This window comes from Limnohabitans sp. (assembly GCF_038134685.1).
Lineage (GTDB): Bacteria > Pseudomonadota > Gammaproteobacteria > Burkholderiales > Burkholderiaceae_C > Limnohabitans_A.
In genome coordinates, this window is the sequence record NZ_JAYPVP010000001.1 from 51499 (window position 1) to 72994 (window position 21496).

Here is a 21496-nt window from a genome sequence, read left to right on the forward strand (position 1 = left end):
CCCCCCCCCCCCCCCCCCCCCCCCCCGCGCCTCCCGTGGGCTCGGAGAGGTGTAACAGAGAGCGGGCTTCACTCAGGGTGAAGTAGATGGTTTCGGTGCTGCTGACGGTGCCCAGGCCCGAGCGGCTGACGGCTACGGTGGGCGGCGTGGTGTCGGGCGTGGTGGTGTTGTAGCCGAGGCTGACGATGTTGTTGGTTTCGATGACGTGGTTGGCCACACTGTCGGCGCTGGCGCTGTAGGTGTCCAGGTTTTGGTTGTTGGCCGCGTCGGTGAACTTGCCAGCGGCTACGCCGATGGTGGCGTTGCCACTGGTGTTGGCGTTGGGCGTGAAGGTGACGACGTAGTCGGTGTAGCCAGTGGTGGCGTTGCCGCTGCTGGTGACCGGGGCAAAACCGCTGAGGGTGCCGCCGGTGACGACGATGTCGGACAGGTCGAAGTTTTTGGAGGCTTCGGACAGAACGATGTTGATGACTTCGCTGCCACCAAGGGTCAGGTCACCGGTACCGGTGCGCGACAGGGCCACGGTGGGCGGCGTGGTGTCGGGTGTGGTGGTGTTGTAGGTGAAGGTGACGCGGTTGTTTTCGTTTTCTGCACCACTCAGGTTGTAGTCGTCCTGGTTGGCGTTGCCCGCGTTGTCCTTGAACTTGCCTACGGCCACGCCAACGGTGGCGCTGCCATTGGCCTGGTTGTCAGTGGGCGTGAAGGTGGCGGTGTATTGGGTGTAGCCGGTGGCCGCGGTGCCGCTGCTGGGAATGGCGGTGAAGTTGCTCAGCGTGCCGCCGGTGATGTCGATGTCACCAACGTTGAAGTCGGTACTGGCCTCGCTCAGCGTGAAGGTGATGGTTTCGGTGTCGCCGTGCTTGAGGCTGGCCGTGGGGTTAGTGCGGGCCACCACGATGGTGGGTGCGGTGGTGTCGGGCGGCAGGGTGTTGGTCACCATGCTGACGGTGTTGTTGGCGTCTGTGCCGTCGGTGTTGGCGTTGCCTGCAGCGTCGGCAAATTTGGCGCTGGCCACGTGCACGACGCTGGGGTCGATGCTGTTGGCGTTGGGTGTGAAGGTCGCCGTGTAGGACGTACCACTGCCCTGGAAGTTGGAGAGGGTGCCGCCGGTCACGGCCACGTCTGCGGCGGTGAAGTCGGTGCTGGCTTCAGACAGCGTGAAGGTGATGGTGGCGGTCTGGCCTGCGCTCAGCGTGCTGGCGCTGCTGGTGACCAGCACGGTGGGCGGCGTGGTGTCGATGGTAAAGGGGGTGCCATCGGTGCTGGTGGTGTTGCCGCCGGGCGGCGTGACACGGATTTCGGGTGTGTAGGTGCCGTCAGGCAGTGCGTCGGGCACGTTGATGCTGTATTGGCCGTTTTCGTCGGCCTTGCCGCGCACGATGGTGTCGGGCTGGCCGTTTTGGCCGGGAATGCGGATTTCAACGTCCGAGCCGGGAGGCGCGGTGCCGCTGATGGTGGGGGTGTTGTCCAGCGTTTTGTTGTCGCCGGGCACGCCGGTGTCGCTCTTGGGGTCCAGGCCGCCGGTGACTAGGCCGGGCGTGGTGTTGGTGGGCAGGCTGACGGTGTTGTTGGCGTCCGCGCCGTCGTTGTTTTGGTTGCCTGCCGCGTCAGAGAACTTGTTGCTGGCCACGCTGATGACGCTGGTGGTGGTGCTGTTGGCCGTGGGCGTGAAGACGGCGGTGTAGACCAGCGGGTTGGTGGTGCTTTGGGCCAGGGTGCCGAGGGTGCCGCCGGTGACGCTGATGGAAGCAGCATTGAAGTTGCTGCTGGGCTCAGACAGGGTGAAGGTGACGAGCGTGGTCTGGCCAGTGGCCAGGGTGGCGCGGTCGGCCGTGATGGCAATCGTCGGGCGCACGGTGTCGGGCACCGTGGTGTTGGTCGTCATGTTGACGACGTTGGTGTTGGCCACGCCGGTGTCGGCGCCGTCCTGGTTGAAGTTACCTGCGGCGTCGGAGAACTTGAGGCTGTCGACCTTGACTTTGCTGAGCGCGGTGCTGTTGGCCGTGGGCGTAAAGGTGGCGGTGTAGGTTTTGCCGCTGCCTTGCAGGTTGGACAACGTGCCGCCCTCGGTGGTGACGTCGGCCAGCGTGAAGTCTTTGCTGTCTTCGCTCAGGGTGAAAGTGATGGTGGCGGTCTGGCCAGTGCTCAGGCTGGTCTTGTCGCTTTGCACCAGCACGGTGGGCGGCGTGGTGTCGATGGTAAAGGGGATGCCGTCGCTGACGATGGGCGTACCACCACCCGGGGGCGTGACCTTGATCTTGGGCACATAGGTGCCGTCGGGCAGGCTGTCGGGAATGGTGTAGCTGTAAGTGCCGTCGGGGTTGACGGTGACGGGGTAGTCCTTGCCGTTGATGTTGACGCTGGCGGTGCTGCCCGGTGGCACTTGGCCGGTGATGGTGGGGGTGTCGTCGTTGGTGATGTTGTCACCGGGGGTGCCGCTGTCGCTGTTGGGCGAGAGGAAACCGGTGCCGCCGCCGACCACGGTGTTGGTGGGGATGCTGAGGGTGTTGGTGTTGGTGAGGACGTCGGTGTCGGCGCCGTCGGTGTTGAAGTTGTTGGCGGCGTCTGAGAAGTTGCCGTTGCCCACGGCAATCACGCTGGTGGCGGTGCTGCCGGCGGTGGGCGTGAAGGTGGCGGTGTAAACGTCTTTGCCCTGAGCGTTGACACCCACGTGGGTGAGCGCGCCCAAGGTGCCGCCGCTGACGGTGATGTCGCCGGTTTGCGTGGTGGCGTTCCAGGCGAAGTCGGTCACGGCTTCGCTGAGGGTGAAGGTGACGGTGGTGGTTTGGCCAGCAAGCAGCTGGGTTTTGTCGGCCTGGATGAAGATGGTGGGCGGCGTGGTGTCGATCACGAACGGCGTGATGGGCGTGGGTGTGCCACCGTTGACGATGACTTCGGGCGTGTACACGCCGTCGGGCAGGTTGTTGGGCTGGGTGAAGCTCCAGGTGCCGTCGGGGTTGACGGTGGCGGGGCCTTCGCCGACGACAACGCCTTGGTCGTTCTTGATTTTGATGACGGCGGTGCTGCCCGGCGGCACGGTGCCTTTGAGCTCGGGCGTGGTGTCGTTGGTTTTGTTGTCGCCCATGACGCCGCTGTCGGAGGTGGGGGCGAGTTTGCCTGTGGTGGTGCCGGGGGTAGGGTTGACGCCGGTGTTGAAGCCGACGGTGTTGTTGGCTTCGTAGGTGGCACCGGTGGCAGCGGGGTTTTCGTTGGTGTCTTTGTTGAGGTTGCCTGCCGCGTCGCTGAAGCGGTTGCTGGCGATGCTGACGGCGCCTGTGCCACCGCTGGTGCTGGTGTAGGTGGCGGTATAGACCAGCGGGTTGGAAGCGCTTTGCTGCAGGGTGCCGAGGGTGCCGCCCGTGACAGCGATGTCGGCCAGCGTGAGGTCGGTGGTGCCTTCAGAAACGGTAAAGGTGACAACGGTGCTAGCACCGGCGGCGAGTGTGGTCACCGGGGCAGTGATGGCCACCGCGGGCGGCGTGGTGTCGATGACGAATTGTTTAAGGGGCGTGGGTGTGCCGCCGTTGACGATGGCCTCGGGCGAGTAGGTGCCGTCGGGCAGGTTGTTGGGCTGGGTGAAGCTCCAGGTGCCGTCGGGGTTGATGGTGGCGGGACCTTCGCCGACCACGTTGCCATTGGCATCTTTGATTTTGATGACAGCGGTGGAGCCCACAGGCACTTTGCCGGCGAGCTCGGGCGTGGCGTCGTTGGTGGTGTTGTCGTTGGGGGTGCCGGTGCTGTTGTCGCTGACGGGGGCGAGGCCGCCGCTGGCGGTGGCGTTGGTGGCCAGCGTGATGGTGTTGGTGGTGGCAGGGGCGGTGTCTGCGCCGTCGGTGTTGAAGTTGGCGGCGGCGTCAGAGAACTTGCCGCTGGGCACCGTGATGGAGGCACTGGTGCCGGTGGTGCTAGGGGTGAAAGTGGCGGTGTAGATCTTGGGGTCGGTGGGGCTCTGCACAAAGTTGCTGAGCGTGCCGCCGGTCACGGCGATGTCTGCAGCGGTGAAGTCGGCCACGGGTTCGGACAGCGTGAAAGTGATGGGCGTGGTTTGACCCGCGACCAGGCTGTTGGTGGGTGCACTGACGACGATGCTGGGGGGCACGGTGTCGATGGTGAAAGGCGTGAGCGGCACGGGCGCGTTGGGCGTGCTGCTGCCTTGGGGGGTGACGATGAGTTGCGGGGTGTAGGTGCCGTCGGGCAGGCCGTTGGGGACGGTGTAGGTCCAGTTGCCGTTGGCATCAACCTGGACGGGTTGCTCCACGCCGTTGATGATGATTTTGGCGGTGGAGCCTGGCGGCACTTTGCCTTTGAGCGTGGGGGTGTTGTCGTTGGTGATGTTGTCGCCCAACGGGCCGCTGTCGTTGGGGGCAGTTTTGGTGAGCGCGCCGGTGACGGTGGCATTGGTGGCCAGCGAGACGATGTTGTTGGCCTCGGCCCCGTCGGTGTTGAGGTTGCCTGCGGCGTCGCTGAACTTGTCGTTAGCGACGCTGATGGTGGCGCTGGTGCCAGTGCTGGCAGGGGTGAAAGTGGCGGTGTAAACCAGCGGGTTGTTGGGGTCTTGCTGGAAGTTGGACAGGGTGCCGCCGGTGACGGCAACGTCGCCTTGCGCAAAGTCGGCCACGGCTTCGCTGAGGGTGAAGGTGACGGTGGCGGTTTCGCCCGAGGCGAGTGCGGCAGCGTTGCTGGTGATGGCAATGCTGGGCGGCGTGGTGTCGATGGTAAAGGGGGTGAGGTTGGACTTGGTGGTCACGCCGTTTTGCGTGACGTTGAGGATGGGGTAATAGGTGCCGTCGGGCAGGTTGGTGGGTTGCTGGAAGGTCCAGGTGCCGTCGGGGTTGACGGTGACGGGGTAGGTCTGCCCGTTGATGGTGACGGTGGCCGTGCTGCCCACGGGTGCGGTGCCGGTCAGCGTGGGCGTGTTGTCGCGGGTGATGTCGTCGTGTTTGTTGGCGCCATCGGTCAGGTCGCTGGTGTCGGAGAGCTTGCCGCTGATGCCGTTGGTGGGCGTGGTGTTGTCGTCTTTGTTGAGCACGTATGCGGCAGCGCCCGCAGCGCCCAGGCCCAGCAGGCCCAAGAGCGGGAAGGCGGCAATGGCGGCCTCTGCGGGGGCGATGATCTCGCCCGCGCCCAGCGCCATGGCAACGTCTTGGCCGCCTTCGGGCAGCATTTGCACCAGGCCCAGGGGGTGCGGGTCTTCGGGGATGTATTCGTAGAGGTTGCCGTCTTCGGCTTCGCCAATGAGGCCCTTGTGGTCTTTGGCCATGACGTCGTAGTAGCCCTCGATGACGATGTCGGGGCGGCTGCCGCCTTCAAAGGTGATGACCAGGTCGTTGCCAACGCGCTTGACCTTGACGTTTTGCGGGGCGTAGCTGTGGGCCTGGCCAGCTTGCATTTCCACCAGTTGGTACGTTTCGCCAGCCTTGGCTTTGATGCGCAGGGCGCGGCCTTTGTCGCCGCTGTTTTGCGCGACTTTGTGGGTGCGCAGGTCAGACGCTTGGGTGCTGGTGACGATGACGGTGTATTGCTTGGCCATGGTGTTTCTGCCTTACTTGAATTCGTTTGTTTGTTTTGCTTTGCTGTGCGATCAGTGGTGCGTTAGTTGCGCACGCCTGTGACCTGGACCACCACGCGGCGGTTGGGCTGGTTGCAGACCTGGGTTTGCGGCGTAGGGGTGTTGCCGCAGCCGGTGACGACGAGCTCTTTGGGGCCGCGGCCTTCGGTGGTGACGCGTCCGCGCAGCAGGGGGCTGATTTGCATGTATTCGCTGACGGTGCTGGCGCGTTGCTCGGACAGGCGCTGGTTGTAGGCGTTGGAGCCCAGCGGGTCGGTGTAGCCGATGAGGTGCACGTGTTCGACCGATTTGTAGCGGGTGCGCAGGTGCAGCATGAGTTGTTCGAGGGCGTTGATGCCGTGGTCGGTCAGGCCGGCGCGGTCGGAGCGGTTGAACATGAAGAGGGTGTCGCCCGCGAGCGTGATGGCTTCGGTGGCTTGTACGGCCACGGCCTGGCAGGGTTGCTGGCCTTTGACGCGGCTGACGGTGTGCATTTGCAGGCGGGTGCCATCGAGTTCGCGCACGGCGCGGTCTTGATCGACGGGGACGAGCACCAGACGAGGTGCGCCGTTGCGGACCGCTTGTTCTTGCACGCGGATGTATTGGGTGCGGCCGTCTTGCAGGGGCACTTCGCTGATGCTGTCCAGGCGCGCGGCGTTGGCGTTGCGCTCGACGTCGCGGTAGCGCACGCCGGCTTTGACGTTGGCAGGGGCCAGGCACAGTTCGCTGTAGCCGCCAGGCACAAGCGATGTTTGGTAGTCGCCGTTGACGAAGATGCTGGCGGCGCCAGGCTGGCGCGGGTCGTTGATGGCGGTGGTGTTGGTGTTGTTGGTGGTGTCGTCTTGCTCAATGGTTTGAGCAAGGTTTTGCACGCGCTGGCGAGCGCCCAGCTCCAGCGGGCGGGTGACGTAACGGATGCCGTTGCCGAGGGCGTTGTTGGCGACGTTGTTGGTGGCGTTGTTGATGACTTTGCCGTTGTCGTCAATGGCCACCAGGTTGGCTTTGTCTGCGGCGGTTGGCAGGTTGGCTTGGCGGGGGCGGTAGAACACGAGGCGCGATTGGCCGGCGCGCACAAAGGCGGGGCCTGGGGTGAAGGGGTCGGCCAGGTGTTCGATCTGGCCAGTCAGCCCGCCAGCGGTAGCGGTGCGCTGACCGTCTGGTTGCTGCAAGAGGCCGTCTTGCGCCAGGGCTTGCGAAAACCCCAAAATCGCCAAAATTGCGACAAAGTATTTTGCATTATTCGATTTAACCGAATAAATATTTTTAATGCCTGCCAGCGCCATCGCGTTTCTCCAGTTGTACGTTGATTGCGCGGCATTAAAAGTGAATTTATCTAGTAAATTCAATGACTTATGAAACACAAGTCGCTTAATGCCGGCAATTTATACAAATAAGATACTGGAGAAAAATAAAAAATCCATACGCCAATTGGCGTATATGGAGCAGGAATTTGTAACGAAAACAAGTTGTAGGAGCAGCCGGCCCTGTGGGAGCGGCCATGTCCTGTAGGAGCGGCCATTGGCCGCGCATTGGCGCGGCCACAGGCCCCTCCAACGCGTAAACCCAGATTGCGTCCCCGGGGGGATATAGGCCTGTTCGTGTGACGATGCCGGCACGCACGGGATTGCTGACGATGTAGCGGGCGACGGCGGGCAGGTCGTCTTCTTTGCGCAGGGCGCGGTCGTGAAAGCCGCGTTGCCAAACGGGCATGCCCAAGCGTTGTGCACTGAGGGCTTTGACGTTGCGCATGCAACTGGAGAGGTCGACTTTGCTGCCGAGTTGCATGAGCCAATGCAAGTGGTCGGGCATGACTACGAATGCCAGGGTCTGAGCGTGGTCCAGCATTTGCTGCTCGCGCAACACGTTCACAAGTAGGCGGGCATGGTGAAAAGAGTTGAACACGGGTTGGCGGTCAGCGGTCACGGTGGTGAGGACATACATTTGCCCAGCCTGGGAGAACCGACCTGCGCGCAGGCTCCGGCTGTGTGGTTGTGATTCCATTGGACTCCCTTTTCTTGAGTGTAGGAGCGGGCCGCTAACAACCGCCCAATCGCGCCCAGCGGCCGCTCCCACAGGACATGGCCGCTTCTACAGGGCTGGACTGACTTGTCGGCGACTGACGTCGTAGCCGAACCAGCGTTCGGAGATGGTTTTAAGGCTGCCGTCGCGCAGCAGGGTTTCGATGGCGGTGGCAAGTTGCTGGCGGGTGGCTTGGTCGCCTTTGCGCACGGGCAGGCCCAGGGTGTGGGGCGCGGCAAAGGGGGCGGTGACTTTGATGGGCCAGCGGTATTGTTCGATGTAGTACTCGGCGATGAGGTTTTCTTCGAGGACGGCGTCCACTTTTTGTTGAGCCAATGCGTACAGGCCTTGCTCGATGTGTTCAAACCCGATAACGCTGTTGCCAAGGGCGGCGCGTGCCTGTTCTTCAACGCCTGTGCCGGCCAGGACGCCGAGGCGTTTGCCGACAAGGTCGTCAAGGCTGAGGAAGTCGCGCTGGTCGTCTTCGTGCTGGACGCAGCTGAGCTGGATGTTGGCGTAGGCGGGTTGGACGAAGTCGTATTTGCGGCGGTTGTCGGGGGTGATGAGCAATTGGTTGCCGAGCCAGTCGAGTGCGCCGGTTTGCAGGCTGGTTTGCAGCGCACTTGGTGTGCCGGCGACGATCTGCATCGGGCGCCCCAGGAGTTGACACAGGCGGCGACAAACGTCGACGTCGAAACCGATGAGGTGGTCGTTGTCGTCCAGAAAGCTGAAGGGTTCGTAGTGGCGGATGAAGCCGATGCGGCAGGGTGGGCCTGCGGGTGTTGGCGTGAGTTGTTGCGCGCGTGCGGGCACTGCGTTGACGATGGGCACGAGGACCAGGCTTTGCAGCCATTGGCGACGACTGGGGTTGAAGGTGGGCTTAGCCATGGAAGGCCCCTTCAAAGCAGTGGCGCAGTTCGTGGCCGAGGTAGTTGTAGCCGGTTTGCGGTGGGGTGACGATGGTGCATTCTTTGCGGCGGGTGTTCCAGTAGGCACAGGCCATGGGGCGCGAGGTGGGCGTGATGGTGTGGCCGGTGATGCGGGCGCAGTATTCGTGGCCGTCTGGGCGGGGGAGCACTTTGACGGTGGGGTCCTGGATGACGCGGCGTTCAATGGGCTGGGGGGTAAAGCGGGTGGTGTCCACGGCGGGGGGCTGCAGGCCCAGACCGCCAGCGCAGGCGCTGAGCAGCAGGGTCAGGATCAGGATGGAGAGTGTTCGCATGGTGGCGTGAATGTCCTTAACGTCCTGTCAGGCAGGCCAGGAAGAGATGGCCGAGCACGGAGTGAGTGGTGTCTGCGGTGGTGACGAGGGTGCATTGCTTGCTGGCGAGGTGCCAGGTGGCGCAGTTGCCTTGCCAGGTGCTGATGCCGTCTTGCGGCTGAATGCGGGCGCATACAGCTTGCGGGTTGGCGTTGACGCGCCAGCTGGTGCGGGGTTGGCGCATTTGCAGTTGTTCGGCGCGGGGCATGTCGAAAGTGGCAAAGTCAAGCAGCGGGTCGGCTTTTGCAGATGTGCAGCCGAGCACACCAACAGTGAGTAACAAGAAGAGCGGGGGGGATGGGCGCAACCTGTTCATGTCAGAAACGATAGGTGGCGCCCACGCGCAGGGTGCGGCCCCAGAGGTTGCTGTAGGCGGTGTCGATACCGGGGGTGTTGGGGCTGGGGGAGTTGATGCCTTGGGTGGGCAGTTTGTTGGCCACGTTGTAAATGCCGGCGCGTAGCTCCAGCGCGCGGGTGGGGCTGTACTGGGCAACGAGGTCGAGTGTGCTGAAGGCGGGAATGGTGACGGTGGGCAGGCCGGGCAGTTGAAGGTCTGTGTAGGCGCTGCGGTAGTGCCAGATGGCGCCCAGGTTCCAGTCGGCCTGGTTGTAGGCGAGCAGGACTTGTGCGTTGAATTTGGGGGTGGGTTTGTAGGTCAGGCTGGAGATGCGGCCCAGGTCGGCCTCCTGACCCATGCCGGCGTCTTTCCATGAAGCCAAATATCGGGTGAGTTGGGCTTGCAGGGAGATGCGGCCGTGGTCGGTGGGGTGGCGCCAGCGCAGGTCGAAGTCGATGCCGCGTTTGAGCGAGCTGGCGTTGTTGCGCAGGGGCAGGTACAGGGCGAGGTCACCGTTGCTGTCGCGGATGAAATTGTCGGCATGTTGTAGCGGGTTGAGCAATACGCCTGCGGAGATGTCCTGGCCGATTTCGTTTTTGATGGCGACTTGCCAGACGTCGGCGCTCAGGCTGATGCGGTGGTTGATGTCGTGGCGCACACCAAAGGTCAATTGCTGCGAGGTCTCGGGTCGCAGTGTAGTGGCGCCTTGGGTGTAGGTGGGGATGAAGTTTGCGCCGCTGACGCAGCGGGCACCCAGGCTGCTGGCAATGTCTGTGGGGCAGGTGTAGCCGGTGGGGATCTGGGCGTTGCCGAAGTAGTAGCGCTGCTCGTTGAGTTGGGCGGTTTGTGGGGCCCGAAAGCCGGTGCCGAAGGCGGCGCGCCATTGCCAATCGGATGTGGGGCGCCACAGGGCGGAGAGTTTGCCGTTGAAGGTGTGGAACTGGTCGTAGCGGTCGGCGCGCATGGATGCGGTGGACTCGAGGTTGTCGCGCCAGGGGGTGCGCAATTCGGTGTAGGCGGCAACGCTGTCACGGTTCAGGTCAAAGTCGGGCTGGGAATTGCGTGTGTTGGTATTGCGGTAGGTGCTGGTTTCGCGGCGCACTTCGCTGCCCAGCGCCCATTGCGCGGCGCCGCCATCGAGCGTCCACAACTCGCGCTGGCCTCGAACTGTGGCGCCCGCAAAGCGTGTGCGCCCTTGGTTGAGGGGGTAGCTGGTGATCTGACTTTCGAGCTGGGCATTCAAGTCTGGCGCTGCGGCAGAACTGAACCAGCCTTCGCTGATGGGCAGGTTGCCGTTGTCGCCCAGGAGGCCCTGGGGGAGTTGCCTGATGTAGCCGTGTTGTGCGGCGCTTTGTGTGTAGTGGGCGCTGGCCTGGTAATCCCAGGTTTGCCACTGGCCCTTGAGGCCGATCTGTGCACTCAAAGTGGTGTGCTCAAACCCAAGCACAGGGCCTGCAATGGCGGGACGCCAAAGCACCCAGGCACCAGAGGACATGCCAGCTTGCGCAAGCCATGGGGCGGCCACAGGGTTGCTGGCATCGACCCAGCGGGCGGTGCTGTCAAACACGGTACGGGCTTGCTGGGTGTTGGTGCCCCAGAGCAGGTCGGCAAAGAGTTGCTGCCCGCTGTCGATCACAACATCGCCGCGTACGTGCAGCGCTGTGCGGCGCTGGCTGGGGTAGTAGTCCAGTTGGGGGTAGGGGTTGCCTTGGCAGTAGGTGCCAGAGGGGTCTGCGCTCCAGCTTGTGGGGCATGGCTGCGCTTGCGCGAGCAAAGGGCTCCAGGCGCTGTTCCAGACAGAGGGGGCGGGGCTGTAGAGCGTGGCAGGTGAGGTGTAGAGGTCGGTCAGGGTGTACGTCATGGCCGTGGCGTTGGCGCCGCTGCCAATGGTGGTGCCACCGGTGCTGAGACCGGGACGGTCTGCACCGCTCAGAGCGCTGCGTTCGCTGTGTTCGAACTCTGCGCGAAGATGAAAACCGTCGCGACGCAGGCTGCCTTTGGCGAGCTGCACAGACAGGCTTTCGGTTTGCGCCGCCCCGCCTGCAGGGCGGGTTTTGTCGGCGCTGATGCTGATGCCCTTGCGCTCCTCGTTCATGATGATGTTGACCACGCCGGCCAATGCATCGGTGCCGTACAGCGAAGAGGCGCCGTCGCTCAACACTTCAATGCGGTCGATGGCGCTGATGGGGATGTTGTCCAGATCGACACCCGTGCGCTCGCCACCCGCAATACTTTGGCGTCCGTAGGGCGCGATGCGCATGCCGTTGACCAGCACCAGGGTGCCGTTGGGCATGCCGTGAATGGCAGCGCTGGCAAAGCCACCGTTGCTGGCCAGGAACTGACCGGCTTCGATCATGTTGCCCATGTAGGGCAGGCTCTGGATCAGGTCGGAAGTCTGCGTCAGACCGGTCTTGCGAATGTCTGCGCGGGTGATGATTTCTACCGGCAAGGCGCGCGACTCGGCCGCACGGCGCAGGGCGCTGCCGGTGATTTCGATGGTGTCGAATTGGCGAAACTCGACCGCAGTGTCCCGAATGGTGACTTGCCCGGCATCTTGCTCAGCCTGCGCTAACGCTTGGGTATTGGCCCCTGCTGCCATGGCTAACAATGCCGCGCACAAACGCATATTTCTTGGCGTACCCATGCCTCTCCCTGACTACCTGTGTGGTGTATTTTCGGCAAGAGTATATAAATGAGTATTAACAATCAAGTACTGGCCACCTTCAGCGAGCAGTGTTACGATGCACATATCGTGTAACACACAGATGCGTCATGAACGAAGCAACCTTTACTTTTCGGGTCGATGAAGCCCTTAAGTCCGAATTTTCTTCCGCAGCCAAAAGCCGTGATCGCAATGCTGCACAACTTTTGCGCGACTTCATGCGTGATTTCGTTCAGCAACAACAGCTAGCGGCTGAGCACGACTTATGGTTCCGTCGCCAGGTGCAGACAGGACTGAATGCGGCCCAAGAAGGTCGGCTGATGAGCGCAGCAGAAGTTGAAACCAAGTTTGCGTCCAAGCGGGCAGCCACACGCCGTCGTCTCGAAACTTCGGCTGAATGATGCGACTGTTCTGGACACCGGAGGCGGTGCAAGACCGCGAAGATGTTTTTGACTACATTGAGGCTGACAATCCGGTCGCTGCGCTGGCGTTGGATGAGCTCTTCGAAGAAAAGGCTGGACGTTTGCTTGATCACCCCGGCTTGGGTCGAACAGGACGAGTAGGCGGCACACGCGAGCTGGTCGCACATCAAAACTACATTCTGGTTTACGCTGTATCTAATGACTCCATCTGGATTTTGCGTGTCCTCCACGCAACCAGGATGTGGCCCTGATAGGCCCAAGCTTGCACATGCCCTATACTGTGCAAGCGCCGATTTGATGTGTTCACAGCTTGCGGGCGCGGGGATGTCCCCAAGAAATGCTGCTAAAGAGGTCACCCGCTGTCCCGGTTGCGCTTCTTTGGCGTTACCGGGTTTTTTATTGTTGCCATGAGTTTTGTTGTCGTTGCCCAGTCGATGAAGTTTGAGCAGCCGCTGCAGTTGCAAAGCGGTGCGTCGATTCGCGACTATTCCTTGTCTTATGAGACGTATGGCACGCTGAACGCCGACAAGTCCAACGCGGTGTTGATTTGCCACGCTTTGAATGCCTCGCACCATGTCGCGGGCGAGTACGCCGATGACCCGAAAAACGTGGGCTGGTGGGACACCATGATTGGCCCGGGCAAGCCGGTGGACACCAACCAGTTTTTTGTGATTGGGGTGAACAACCTGGGCTCGTGCTTTGGCTCGACTGGCCCGATGCACACGCACCCCGACACCGGCAAGGTGTATGGCGCCGACTTTCCGGTGGTGACGGTGGAAGACTGGGTCAACGCTCAGGCCCGCTTGCTCGATGCGCTGGGCATTGAACAACTGGCTGCCGTGATGGGCGGGAGCTTGGGCGGCATGCAGGCGCTTTCATGGACCATGCAGTACCCTGAGCGTGTGCGCCACGCAGTGGTGGTGGCCAGTGCGCCGAACCTGACGGCCGAGAACATTGCCTTCAACGAAGTGGCGCGCCGCGCTATCGTGACCGACCCGGACTTTTACGAAGGGCACTTCTACGAACACGGCGTGGTGCCCAAGCGCGGCTTGCGCATTGCCCGCATGATCGGTCACATCACCTACCTCAGTGATGATGTGATGAACGAAAAGTTTGGCCGCGAGTTGCGCTCTGCGGTCAACAGCCCGACGGGCTACAAATACTCCACGCAAGATGTGGAGTTCCAGATCGAGAGTTATCTGCGTTACCAGGGTGACAAGTTCAGCGAGTACTTTGACGCGAACACCTATTTGCTGATCACCCGGGCACTGGATTACTTTGACCCGGCGCGGGCTTTTGGCGGCGATTTGTGTGCGGCGCTGGCGCGTGCAACGTGCAAATTCTTGTTGGTGAGCTTCACCACCGATTGGCGCTTTTCGCCGGCGCGCAGCCGCGAGATGGTGCAGGGCTTGATTGCGAATGGCCGCGATGTGAGTTACGCCGAAATTGACGCTCCCCATGGCCACGATGCGTTCTTGCTGGAGGATGCGCGCTACCTGAGTGTGGTGCGTTCGTACTTTGACCGCATGGCCGATGGCTTGAATGCAGGGGGTGCCGCATGAGCGACCGTTTGACCATGCAGGCGATTGCTCAGCTGGTGCCGCAAGGTGCCCGTGTGCTGGATCTGGGTTGTGGCGATGGCGCCATGCTGGCCTATTTGCAGGAGCACCGCGGCTGCACCGGCTACGGTGTGGAGCTGGACGACACCAATGTGCTGGCCTGTGCAGAGCGCGGCGTGAACGTGTTGCAGCTGAACCTGGAGCAAGGCCTCTTGGGCATGTTTGCCGACCAGTCGTTTGATGTGGTGCTGCAAATCGATACGCTGCAACACTTGCGCAACGCCGAGGTGATGTTGCGCGAGACGGTCCGCGTGGGACGCACGGGCATTTTGGCTTTCCCCAATTTTGCGCATTGGCCTAATCGCATCAGCGTGCTGCAAGGGCGCATGCCGGTGACCAAACGCTTGCCCTACGAGTGGTACGACACGCCCAATATTCGCGTGGGCACTTACGCGGATTTTGCGCAGCTGGCACGCAAAAACAAGTTGCGGGTGCTCGATTCGTTTGGCCTGCAACAAGGCCAAGTGGTGCGCACGCTGCCGAACTTGCGTGCGGGCACGGCAGTGTTCAAGCTGCAGCGCTGAGGCTGCAGCTTTTTCTCAAATCAGCCCGTAAATTCCTGCGCATGCATCCAGGCGGCGTGCTTGGGTGCGCGCTTGGTTTGGGCCCATTCATTGAGCATGTCCCACTTGCATTCGTCGAGTTTTTTGTACATCTCGGGCGTGCCGGTGTTGACCGCCAGCTCCAGGCGGTGGCCGTTGGGATCGAAGAAATAAATGCTCTTGAAGATGGTGTGGTTGGTGGGGCCAATCACGCCGATGCCTGCTGAGAGCAAGCGCTTGCGCGTGTCTTCCAGGGTTTGCATGCTGTCGACTTCGAACGCGATGTGCTGAACCCAGCCGGGGGTGTTTTCGTCGCGGCCCATTTCGGGTGAGTTGGGCAGCTCAAAGAAAGCCAGCACATTGCCCTGCCCTGCGTCCAGAAAGACGTGCATGTAGGGGTCGGGCGCTTTGGTGGAGGGCACCTGGTCTTCGGCAATGGCGAGCACGAAGTCCATGTTCAGGTGCTTGACGTACCACTCGACGGTTTCTTTGGCGTCTTTGCAGCGGTAGGCGACGTGGTGAATTTTGCTGAGTTTCATGAGGGTCTCCTGTTTCAGGCCGTCGCTTTGGCAGCTTGCAGCGCTTCGCGCAGCACGCGCAAGTCGCCAATGTGGTTGGCCAGCAGCAGAATGAGGCGGGCGTTGAGGGCCTCGCTCTGTTCGTCGCTCAGGCCGTTGTGGGCATCGATGAGGGCTTCGTAGAACTCGTCGCCGGGCGAGAAGTCCCGAAAGAACTGACGACCCGGTTCGTTGAAGTTGGGTGCGGTGTTGAGCAAGGTGGTTTGCATGGTCGGTCCCTTTGTCAGTTGCAGGTGGCGCGGGCCACGGCTTGGCGCACGCGGGCAGCATCCAGCTGGCGCCAACGCGCAGCCACGTGTTGGTCAGGGCGCAGCAGGTAAGCAGTTCCGGGTTGGGCGTCGTAGCGTTTGGCCACCCAGCCTTGTGCATCAACCAACATGTCCACGCCGGGCACATCCAGCGCACGCGGCCCGATGATGAACGGGCGCACCGCCACAGGGTCTGCAGCCAGTGCCTGCAGCTGCGCGAGCATGTCGGCAGACGGCATTTCATTGGCAAACAACATCAAGCCAAACTGGTTGCCCACGTGGTCGAGCAACCAGCTGTCCTGGCCTGAAGTTTGCACGGGCGCATCGTCCATGGGCGCGCCGGGCACCATGACGCCGGCAAAGCTGTCAGCGTCGGGCGTGTTGAGCAGCGACTGCGTCAGGAAGGACGGCACCGACAAGCGCCCGGAGTTGACCAGCTTGCGTGCGAACGGGTAGTGCCTGGCCAACGCCAGCACTTCGTTGCGGAAGGTCTTGCTGGTGCGGCTCTTGGGCGTGATGAAGTCGGTCGAGCGCGTCGAGTTCATGATGTTCTCGTCGGCGGCAAACTGGCGATCCAGCGCGTAGGTGTCGAGCAGCTTGTCCGGGGCCTGGCCCTTCATGACAAGGGCCAGCTTCCACATCAGGTCATCCGTGTCCTGAAAGCCCGAGTTGGCCCCGCGCGCGCCAAAGGGCGAGACCTGGTGCGCCGCGTCGCCCACGAACAGCACGCGGCCATGGCGGAAGTCGGTCATGCGGCGGCACTGGAAGGTGTAGATGCTGACCCACTCCAACTCAAACGGTCGGTCGTCACCCAGCATGGCCCGCAGACGCGGGATGACTTTTTCGGGCTTCTTTTCTTCTTCGGGGTCGGCGTCCCAGCCGAGCTGGAAGTCGATGCGCCAGACGTTGTTGCTTTGTTTGTGCAGCAACACGCTTTGGTTGGGGTGAAACGGCGGATCGAACCAGAACCAGCGCTCGGCGGGGTAGTCGGCTTTCATGATCACGTCGGCGATCAAAAAGCGGTCCTGGAACACACGCCCTTCGATGTCCAGGCCCAGGTGGCGGCGCACGGGGCTGCGCGCGCCATCGGCCACCACCAGCCAGTCGGCTTCGATGTCGAACGTGCCGTCCGGCGTTTCCACGGTGAGCGATGCATGGTCGTCGTGGCGCGTGACGGCCGTGACCTTGTGTTGCCAGCGGATGTCGGCACCGAGTTCGAGCGCGCGCGCGATCAGCATTTCCTCGATGTGGTACTGCTGCAGGTTGATCATGCCGGGGCGCTTGTGGCCGGCGTCGGGCACCAGGTTGAATTGGTAGACCTCGTCTTCTTCCAGGAAGGTGCGGCCGATGTTCCAGCTCACACCCAGCTGGCAGGCCTCATTGGCAATGCCCAGACGGTCAAGGATTTCGAGCGATCGCTTGGCGTAACAAACAGCCCGCGAACCAACGGAGACGGTTTTGTCATCGTCGAGCACCAGCACGGGCAGGCCTTGCAGGCGTGCATCAATCGCGGCGGCCAAGCCCACGGGGCCTGCGCCAATGACGATCAGGGGGCGGCGCTGCGGCGGCTCGGCGCGCAGGTCGTCCGGCGCTTTGTAGGGATAGATGGGGTTGACGTAAGCACCCATGCGTGTGTCTCCATCGGTCAGTTTTTCCGAAGGCTGTAATTTACTATAGATAAATGCGTTTACCTAAATGAAATTGACTTTTTTGAAGGGGTATTGCTTTTGAGGGTCGGTTCTGAGGCGCAAATTCAGTCCAGGCTGGCGCTCCATCGCTCGTCCCAGGCCTTTTGAATGTCGCGCCGATCGCGCTTGGTCGGACGACCCTGGATGATGCTCAGCGCGGGTTCGCGCGCCAGGCGATTGAGCTCGGCCTCGCGGGTGCGTTTGGCAATGCTGTCGGGGGTTTCTTCGTAAAGTTGTTGGGCCAGGGGCGCGGGGCCGCGCACAGCGCTGATGCCCAGCACCTTGACCGTGCGCTCGGTGTGCCCTTGGCGCAGACAGACGGTGTCGCCAGCTTTGACCTCGCGCGAGGCCTTGGCGTCCTGTCCATTGATCTGCACCCGCCCCTTGCCGATTTCGTCAGCCGCCAGGGAACGGGTTTTGTAAAAGCGTGCGGCCCAGAGCCACTTGTCGATGCGCAGACTGTCCATGTCGACGCATCTTAGCCCAGGCATTTGAGGGCTGCATTAACATGGTGATGTCGTATTCAAACCCTTTGCGCCATGCTTCGCTTTGCTGCCAACCTGTCCCTGATGTACCCGGATGTGCCGTTTCTGGAGCGTTTTGCTGCGGCTGCGGCGGACGGCTTTGAGGGTGTGGAGTTCCTGTTTCCTTACGCTTGGGATGCGTCCACGCTGGCGGGTTTGTTGCGCGAACATGGTTTGCAGCAAGTCTTGTTCAACACCCCGGCTGCGGGTGCTGATCCAGCCAGCATGAACAGCGCATGGGAACGAGGCGAGCGTGGGACGGCTTGCGTACCGGGCCGCGAGGCGGAGTTTCGCGCCGGGGTACACGTGGCCCTGGAGTATGCGCAGGCCTTGGGTTGCCCGCGTGTGCACGCCATGGTGGGGGTGCGCCCCGAAAGCGTGAGTGCCGAGCAAGCGGACGCCACCTTGATCGCCAACCTGCAGTGGGCGGCGCCCTTGGCAGCGCAGGCAGGCGTGACGCTGCTGATTGAGCCCATCAACCCGCGCAATGTTCCGGGGTTTCATCTGCAGCGGCAAGAGCACGCGCACGCCATCGTTGAAGCGGTGAATTCACCGCAGGTGCAGGTGCAAATGGATTTGTTCCATTGCCAGCGGGTACAAGGCGATGTGATGCACCACATCAGCACCTGGCTGCCCACGGGGCGTGTGGGCCATATGCAGCTGGCCGATCCACCCACCCGTCATGAGCCGGGCACTGGAGAGCTGCATTGGCCACATGTGTTGCAGCATTTAGAGCGCGTGGCTGCGCAATGCAAATGGTCGGGCTGGATTGGCTGCGAGTACACCCCGCTCGACACCAGCGCAGGCGGTACCTCGCGGGGCCTGGGCTGGCTCAAGACTTGGCAGCGTGCCTGAAGTTCAGCGCGCTGCGTTCACGCGCTTTTGCTGCAGGCCCATCCAGGCCACCGCCATGCCGGCCAAGACCACTGGCACGATGGAGCCAATGTTCAGCCAGGTCCAGCCTTGGGTGGTCACCAGCGCGCCTGACGCGAACGAAGTGAAGGCCATGGTGGCAAACACAAAGAAATTGATGGCGGCTTGACCGCGGTCTTTTTCCGCAGGCGTCCACGCCTTCATCGACAAAGTGGTGCTGCCGGTGAACAGGAAATTCCAGCCCACGCCCAACAGGAACAGGGCAATCAGGAACTGGTGCAAGTCCACGCCGGAGAGGGCAATCGCAATACACACCAGATTGAGCACGACGCCGACGCCCATGATGGTCAGGGTACCGAACTTGCGGATCAGGTGCCCGGTAAAGAAACCCGGCGCAAACATGCCAATCACGTGCCATTCGAGCACCAGCGCGGCATCGCTGAAGCTAAAGCCGCACACCTGCATGGCCAGCGGTGTGGCGGCCATGAGCAGGTTCATCACCCCATAGCTGAGCGACGCTGCCAGCGCCGCCACAATGAACACGGGTTGACGCATGATTTCGCCCAAGGGGCGACCGGCATCGGCACCCGCTTTCTTGGCAGGCACAGGTGGAAACTGGATGAAATGCATGAGCACCATACCGACGATCGCCACCACGCCCAGCGCGAGGTAGGCGCCCATGAAAGGCGTGTCCAGAATGTTCTTGGTGCGCGAGGCCAGGTTGGGGCCCACGATGGCGCCAATCAAGCCACCGGCGAGCACCAGGGAAACCGCTTTTTCGCGGAAGTTTTCCGCCGAGAGTTCTGCCGCTGCGAAACGGTAGAGCTGGCCGTTGGCGCTGTAGTAACCCGCGATCATGGTGGACAGCACGAGCAGCCAGAAGTTCTGGCTCCAGGCGGCGTAAGCGCACAGCAGCGCTGAAAACAAGCCCACGGCCAAACCAAGTTGGAAAGAGCCACGTCGCCCATAACGACTTTGGGTGCGCGCTACCAGACCGGTGGACAAGGCGCCGCCGACCACATAGCCCATGACTGGCAAAGTCGCCATCCATCCCAGCGGCGCCAGGCTCAGACCGACCAGGCCGTTGATGGCGATGAAGGTGACGTTGTTGGTGAGAAAAAGGCCCTGGCACAAGGCCAGCAAGAGGAGGTTGGCGTTCATACCGGGCAGTGTATCGCGTCACGACGGGATCGCCGCGCTACGCTCGCTATGACTTGAGCAAGACTGCCGCCAGCACGGCAAGGGGTGCCGTCTCGGCGCGCAACACGCGCGGGCCGAGCGTGACGGGCGCGAAACCCGCCGCCAGGGCTTGCGCTTCTTCTGCGGGGCTCAAGCCGCCTTCGGGACCGCTGAGTACCACCAAGGGTCCATCGCCTTGCGTGGCTTGGGCCAAAGGCTGCGTACCGTCGGCCAGCGACAACACGCAACGCTGGCCTTGCACGGCCGGCGTCTTCAACCACTCGCTCAAGCTGCAGGCTTCATGAATGGTCGGCACACGGTTGCGGCCACACTGCTCTGCAGCGGCAATGGCGACGGCCTGCCAGTGGCTGCGTTTTTTATCAGCACGCTCGCCTTTGAGTTTGAGCACGCTGCGCTCCGCAGTGATGGGGGTGATGCTGGCCACGCCCAGCTCGGTGGCTTTCTCGACCAGCCAGTCCATGCGCTCATTGGCGGTAATGCCGGCCAGCAGATGAATGGCGCGCGTGGCTTCGCGCTCAACCGGGTCGTGCGCATCCACCTGCACCTGCACATCGCTTCGGCCCATGCGCGTCACGGTCGCCTGGTACTCGCCACCTTCGCCATTGAACAGCGTGATCACACCGCCCGGTTGTAAGCGCAGGACCTGCACATGGCGGGCGGCGCCCGCAGGCAAGTCCAGCAGCTGGCCAGTGCTCAGGGGGCAGGGGCAATAAAAGCGGGGTATGGCCACAGTTACACGCGGCCAAAGGCCCAGCCGCCCTGGTCCTGCAGGCCTTCGACGGTGTCGATCAGGCGCAGCAAGGGGCCCAGCTCGCGGTAGCGGTTGGCGGTGGTGCGGATGTAGTGAATGAAGCGCGGTGCGTCGGCCAGGTATTTGGGCTTGCCGTCGCGCAGCGTCAGACGGGCAAAGATGCCGGCCACTTTGAGATGGCGCTGCAGGCCCATCCATTCCACCGCACGGTAGAAGGCACCAAAGTCGCTGTGCCAATCTTCAAAATCCATGAGGCCGGCCTTGCGGGCTTTTTGCCAGTAGCGAATCGTCACGTCCAGCACAAAGTCTTCTTCCCAGGTGAGGAAGGCGTCGCGCATCAGGCTGGCGATGTCGTAGGTGATGGGGCCATGCACCGCGTCCTGAAAATCCAGCACGCCCAGCTGGTCACCCAGGGGCCCGTGGCCGGTGGGCATCATCAAGTTGCGCGGCATGAAGTCGCGGTGCACATAAACCTGTGGCGCAGCCAGGTTGCGCTGCATGATCAGCGCAAACGCGTTGTTCAGTACCTCTTGCTGCTTGGCATCCAGCGTCACTTTGCGGTGCTGGGCGAGGTACCAGTCGGGGAACAAGTTCAGTTCGCGCTGAAGCAGGGCCTGGTCGTAAGGCGGCAGCTCTCCAGCTTTGGAGGCCAGTTGCCAGCGCAGCAATTGGTCAGTGGCTTGCTCGTACAGGGGCAGCTGGTCTTGCGCGCGCTCGGGGTCGATGGCCGACATCATGGTGCGGTCACCCAGGTCGCTGAGCAGCATGAACCCGTCGGCCTCGTGCCAGTCCAGCACCTGGGGGGCATTGAGCCCGGCGTCATGCATGAGGCGGGCCACATGCACAAAGGGCTGACAGTTTTCCTTGTCCGGCGGCGCGTCCATGATGATGCGGGTGCTGGCGTCCTGCGCTTCGATGCGCAGGTAGCGGCGAAAGCTGGCATCTGCCGAGGCAATGCGCACGCTGGCTGGGTTCAAACCGTGTTGCGGCGCGATGTGCTCAAGCCAGGTTTCAAAGCGCTGTTGGCGTTGCGGATCGGCCCAGCTCACACCCTCAGAGGTTTGCAGGGCTATTGAAGAAGAAGGGATGGTGCTCATGGATAATTGGATTCTACGTTTTGCCGCCCGCTCACCGTCCTTTCTGTCTGCTGCGTTTTGTTCAAACCCGCATCACTGCTGAAACTCTTTGCCACCGCCCTGTCTGTACTGGGCGCGGGCGCTGCTG

Annotated in this window: 19 protein-coding genes; 5 read left to right on the plus strand and 14 right to left on the minus strand. The window is 62.3% G+C overall.

Going from position 1 to position 21496, the window contains the following annotated elements:
• The 7 genes from AAFM15_RS00225 to AAFM15_RS00255 form a co-directional block, all read right to left on the minus strand.
• The coding region (locus AAFM15_RS00225; RefSeq protein ID WP_341684686.1) for an Ig-like domain-containing protein at positions 1-5530 on the minus strand (5530 nt) is incomplete at its 3' end.
• 62 nt (positions 5531-5592) lie between these two features.
• Complete coding sequence (locus AAFM15_RS00230) at positions 5593-6762, minus strand: OmpA family protein (RefSeq protein ID WP_341684687.1); 1170 nt, start codon at positions 6760-6762, stop codon at positions 5593-5595.
• Between the two features lie 154 nt (positions 6763-6916).
• Positions 6917-7489 carry a transposase gene (locus AAFM15_RS00235; protein ID WP_341684688.1) on the minus strand — a complete coding sequence of 191 codons (573 nt, stop codon included), beginning with the start codon at positions 7487-7489 and terminating at the stop codon, positions 6917-6919.
• A gap of 147 nt (positions 7490-7636) precedes the next feature.
• On the minus strand, positions 7637-8455 hold the full coding sequence (locus AAFM15_RS00240) for a transporter substrate-binding domain-containing protein (protein WP_341684689.1): 819 nt from the start codon (positions 8453-8455) through the stop codon (positions 7637-7639).
• Positions 8448-8789, minus strand: a complete 342-nt coding sequence (locus AAFM15_RS00245) for a hypothetical protein (RefSeq protein ID WP_341684690.1) — start codon at positions 8787-8789, stop codon at positions 8448-8450. The genes AAFM15_RS00240 and AAFM15_RS00245 overlap by 8 nt, the downstream gene beginning before the upstream one ends.
• Before the next feature lie 16 nt (positions 8790-8805).
• Positions 8806-9111 (minus strand): hypothetical protein, encoded by a 306-nt coding sequence (locus tag AAFM15_RS00250; RefSeq protein ID WP_341684691.1) that lies wholly within the window; start codon positions 9109-9111, stop codon positions 8806-8808.
• A gap of 34 nt (positions 9112-9145) precedes the next feature.
• Entirely contained in the window at positions 9146-11764 is a 2619-nt protein-coding gene (locus tag AAFM15_RS00255) for a TonB-dependent receptor domain-containing protein (RefSeq protein ID WP_341684692.1), read from the minus strand.
• Between the two features lie 173 nt (positions 11765-11937).
• On the opposite strand from AAFM15_RS00255, the gene AAFM15_RS00260 reads away from it, so the two are divergent.
• From AAFM15_RS00260 to metW, 4 genes are all read left to right on the plus strand, one after another.
• Positions 11938-12228, plus strand: coding sequence for a hypothetical protein (locus tag AAFM15_RS00260; RefSeq protein WP_341684693.1), 291 nt, complete (start codon positions 11938-11940; stop codon positions 12226-12228).
• Positions 12225-12500, plus strand: coding sequence for a type II toxin-antitoxin system RelE/ParE family toxin (locus AAFM15_RS00265; RefSeq protein ID WP_371833057.1), 276 nt, complete (start codon positions 12225-12227; stop codon positions 12498-12500). Before AAFM15_RS00260 ends, AAFM15_RS00265 begins: the two co-directional genes overlap by 4 nt.
• A gap of 156 nt (positions 12501-12656) precedes the next feature.
• Positions 12657-13811, plus strand: coding sequence for a homoserine O-acetyltransferase (locus AAFM15_RS00270; RefSeq protein ID WP_341684694.1), 1155 nt, complete (start codon positions 12657-12659; stop codon positions 13809-13811).
• Entirely contained in the window at positions 13808-14392 is a 585-nt protein-coding gene (gene metW, locus AAFM15_RS00275; RefSeq protein ID WP_341684695.1) for a methionine biosynthesis protein MetW, read from the plus strand. The genes AAFM15_RS00270 and metW overlap by 4 nt, the downstream gene beginning before the upstream one ends.
• Before the next feature lie 20 nt (positions 14393-14412).
• On the opposite strand, the gene AAFM15_RS00280 is transcribed toward metW, so the two are convergent.
• The 4 genes from AAFM15_RS00280 to AAFM15_RS00295 all read right to left on the minus strand — a co-directional run bounded on the left by AAFM15_RS00280 (position 14413) and on the right by AAFM15_RS00295 (position 17391).
• The gene (locus AAFM15_RS00280; protein WP_341684696.1) at positions 14413-14949 is read right to left on the minus strand and encodes a VOC family protein; all 537 of its coding nucleotides are present in this window, start codon (positions 14947-14949) and stop codon (positions 14413-14415) included.
• 14 nt (positions 14950-14963) lie between these two features.
• Positions 14964-15197 (minus strand): DUF2783 domain-containing protein, encoded by a 234-nt coding sequence (locus AAFM15_RS00285; RefSeq protein WP_341684697.1) that lies wholly within the window; start codon positions 15195-15197, stop codon positions 14964-14966.
• Positions 15198-15211: 14 nt separating this feature from the next.
• Complete coding sequence (locus AAFM15_RS00290) at positions 15212-16864, minus strand: FAD-dependent oxidoreductase (protein ID WP_341684698.1); 1653 nt, start codon at positions 16862-16864, stop codon at positions 15212-15214.
• Between the two features lie 125 nt (positions 16865-16989).
• Entirely contained in the window at positions 16990-17391 is a 402-nt protein-coding gene (locus AAFM15_RS00295) for an RNA-binding S4 domain-containing protein (protein ID WP_341684699.1), read from the minus strand.
• A gap of 72 nt (positions 17392-17463) precedes the next feature.
• Between AAFM15_RS00295 and AAFM15_RS00300 the strand changes: the two genes are divergently transcribed.
• Positions 17464-18303 (plus strand): TIM barrel protein, encoded by an 840-nt coding sequence (locus AAFM15_RS00300; protein WP_341684700.1) that lies wholly within the window; start codon positions 17464-17466, stop codon positions 18301-18303.
• A 3-nt stretch (positions 18304-18306) separates the two neighbouring features.
• Here the strand turns inward: AAFM15_RS00300 and AAFM15_RS00305 are convergent, their stop codons facing one another.
• The 3 genes from AAFM15_RS00305 to AAFM15_RS00315 are packed head-to-tail and all read right to left on the minus strand — an operon-like array spanning position 18307 to position 21369.
• Positions 18307-19482, minus strand: coding sequence for an MFS transporter (locus AAFM15_RS00305; RefSeq protein WP_341684701.1), 1176 nt, complete (start codon positions 19480-19482; stop codon positions 18307-18309).
• A gap of 46 nt (positions 19483-19528) precedes the next feature.
• A complete protein-coding gene (locus tag AAFM15_RS00310; RefSeq protein WP_341684821.1) occupies positions 19529-20245 on the minus strand; it encodes a 16S rRNA (uracil(1498)-N(3))-methyltransferase in 717 nt (238 codons plus the stop codon).
• An 8-nt stretch (positions 20246-20253) separates the two neighbouring features.
• Complete coding sequence (locus AAFM15_RS00315) at positions 20254-21369, minus strand: phosphotransferase (RefSeq protein ID WP_341684702.1); 1116 nt, start codon at positions 21367-21369, stop codon at positions 20254-20256.
• Positions 21370-21496: the final 127 nt, after the last annotated feature.

What these genes read in the sequence shown, in the direction of transcription:
- AAFM15_RS00235 (WP_341684688.1), bottom strand. Translation starts at nt 7,489, where the DNA reads ATGTATGTCCTCACCACCGTGACCGCTGACCGCCAACCCGTGTTCAAC.
- AAFM15_RS00240 (WP_341684689.1), bottom strand. Translation starts at nt 8,455, where the DNA reads ATGGCTAAGCCCACCTTCAACCCCAGTCGTCGCCAATGGCTGCAAAGC.
- AAFM15_RS00245 (WP_341684690.1), bottom strand. Translation starts at nt 8,789, where the DNA reads ATGCGAACACTCTCCATCCTGATCCTGACCCTGCTGCTCAGCGCCTGC.
- AAFM15_RS00255 (WP_341684692.1), bottom strand. Translation starts at nt 11,764, where the DNA reads ATGGCAGCAGGGGCCAATACCCAAGCGTTAGCGCAGGCTGAGCAAGAT.
- AAFM15_RS00260 (WP_341684693.1), top strand. Translation starts at nt 11,938, where the DNA reads ATGAACGAAGCAACCTTTACTTTTCGGGTCGATGAAGCCCTTAAGTCC.
- AAFM15_RS00265 (WP_371833057.1), top strand. Translation starts at nt 12,225, where the DNA reads ATGATGCGACTGTTCTGGACACCGGAGGCGGTGCAAGACCGCGAAGAT.
- AAFM15_RS00270 (WP_341684694.1), top strand. Translation starts at nt 12,657, where the DNA reads ATGAGTTTTGTTGTCGTTGCCCAGTCGATGAAGTTTGAGCAGCCGCTG.
- metW (WP_341684695.1), top strand. Translation starts at nt 13,808, where the DNA reads ATGAGCGACCGTTTGACCATGCAGGCGATTGCTCAGCTGGTGCCGCAA.
- AAFM15_RS00280 (WP_341684696.1), bottom strand. Translation starts at nt 14,949, where the DNA reads ATGAAACTCAGCAAAATTCACCACGTCGCCTACCGCTGCAAAGACGCC.
- AAFM15_RS00285 (WP_341684697.1), bottom strand. Translation starts at nt 15,197, where the DNA reads ATGCAAACCACCTTGCTCAACACCGCACCCAACTTCAACGAACCGGGT.
- AAFM15_RS00290 (WP_341684698.1), bottom strand. Translation starts at nt 16,864, where the DNA reads ATGGGTGCTTACGTCAACCCCATCTATCCCTACAAAGCGCCGGACGAC.
- AAFM15_RS00295 (WP_341684699.1), bottom strand. Translation starts at nt 17,391, where the DNA reads ATGGACAGTCTGCGCATCGACAAGTGGCTCTGGGCCGCACGCTTTTAC.
- AAFM15_RS00300 (WP_341684700.1), top strand. Translation starts at nt 17,464, where the DNA reads ATGCTTCGCTTTGCTGCCAACCTGTCCCTGATGTACCCGGATGTGCCG.
- AAFM15_RS00305 (WP_341684701.1), bottom strand. Translation starts at nt 19,482, where the DNA reads ATGAACGCCAACCTCCTCTTGCTGGCCTTGTGCCAGGGCCTTTTTCTC.
- AAFM15_RS00315 (WP_341684702.1), bottom strand. Translation starts at nt 21,369, where the DNA reads ATGAGCACCATCCCTTCTTCTTCAATAGCCCTGCAAACCTCTGAGGGT.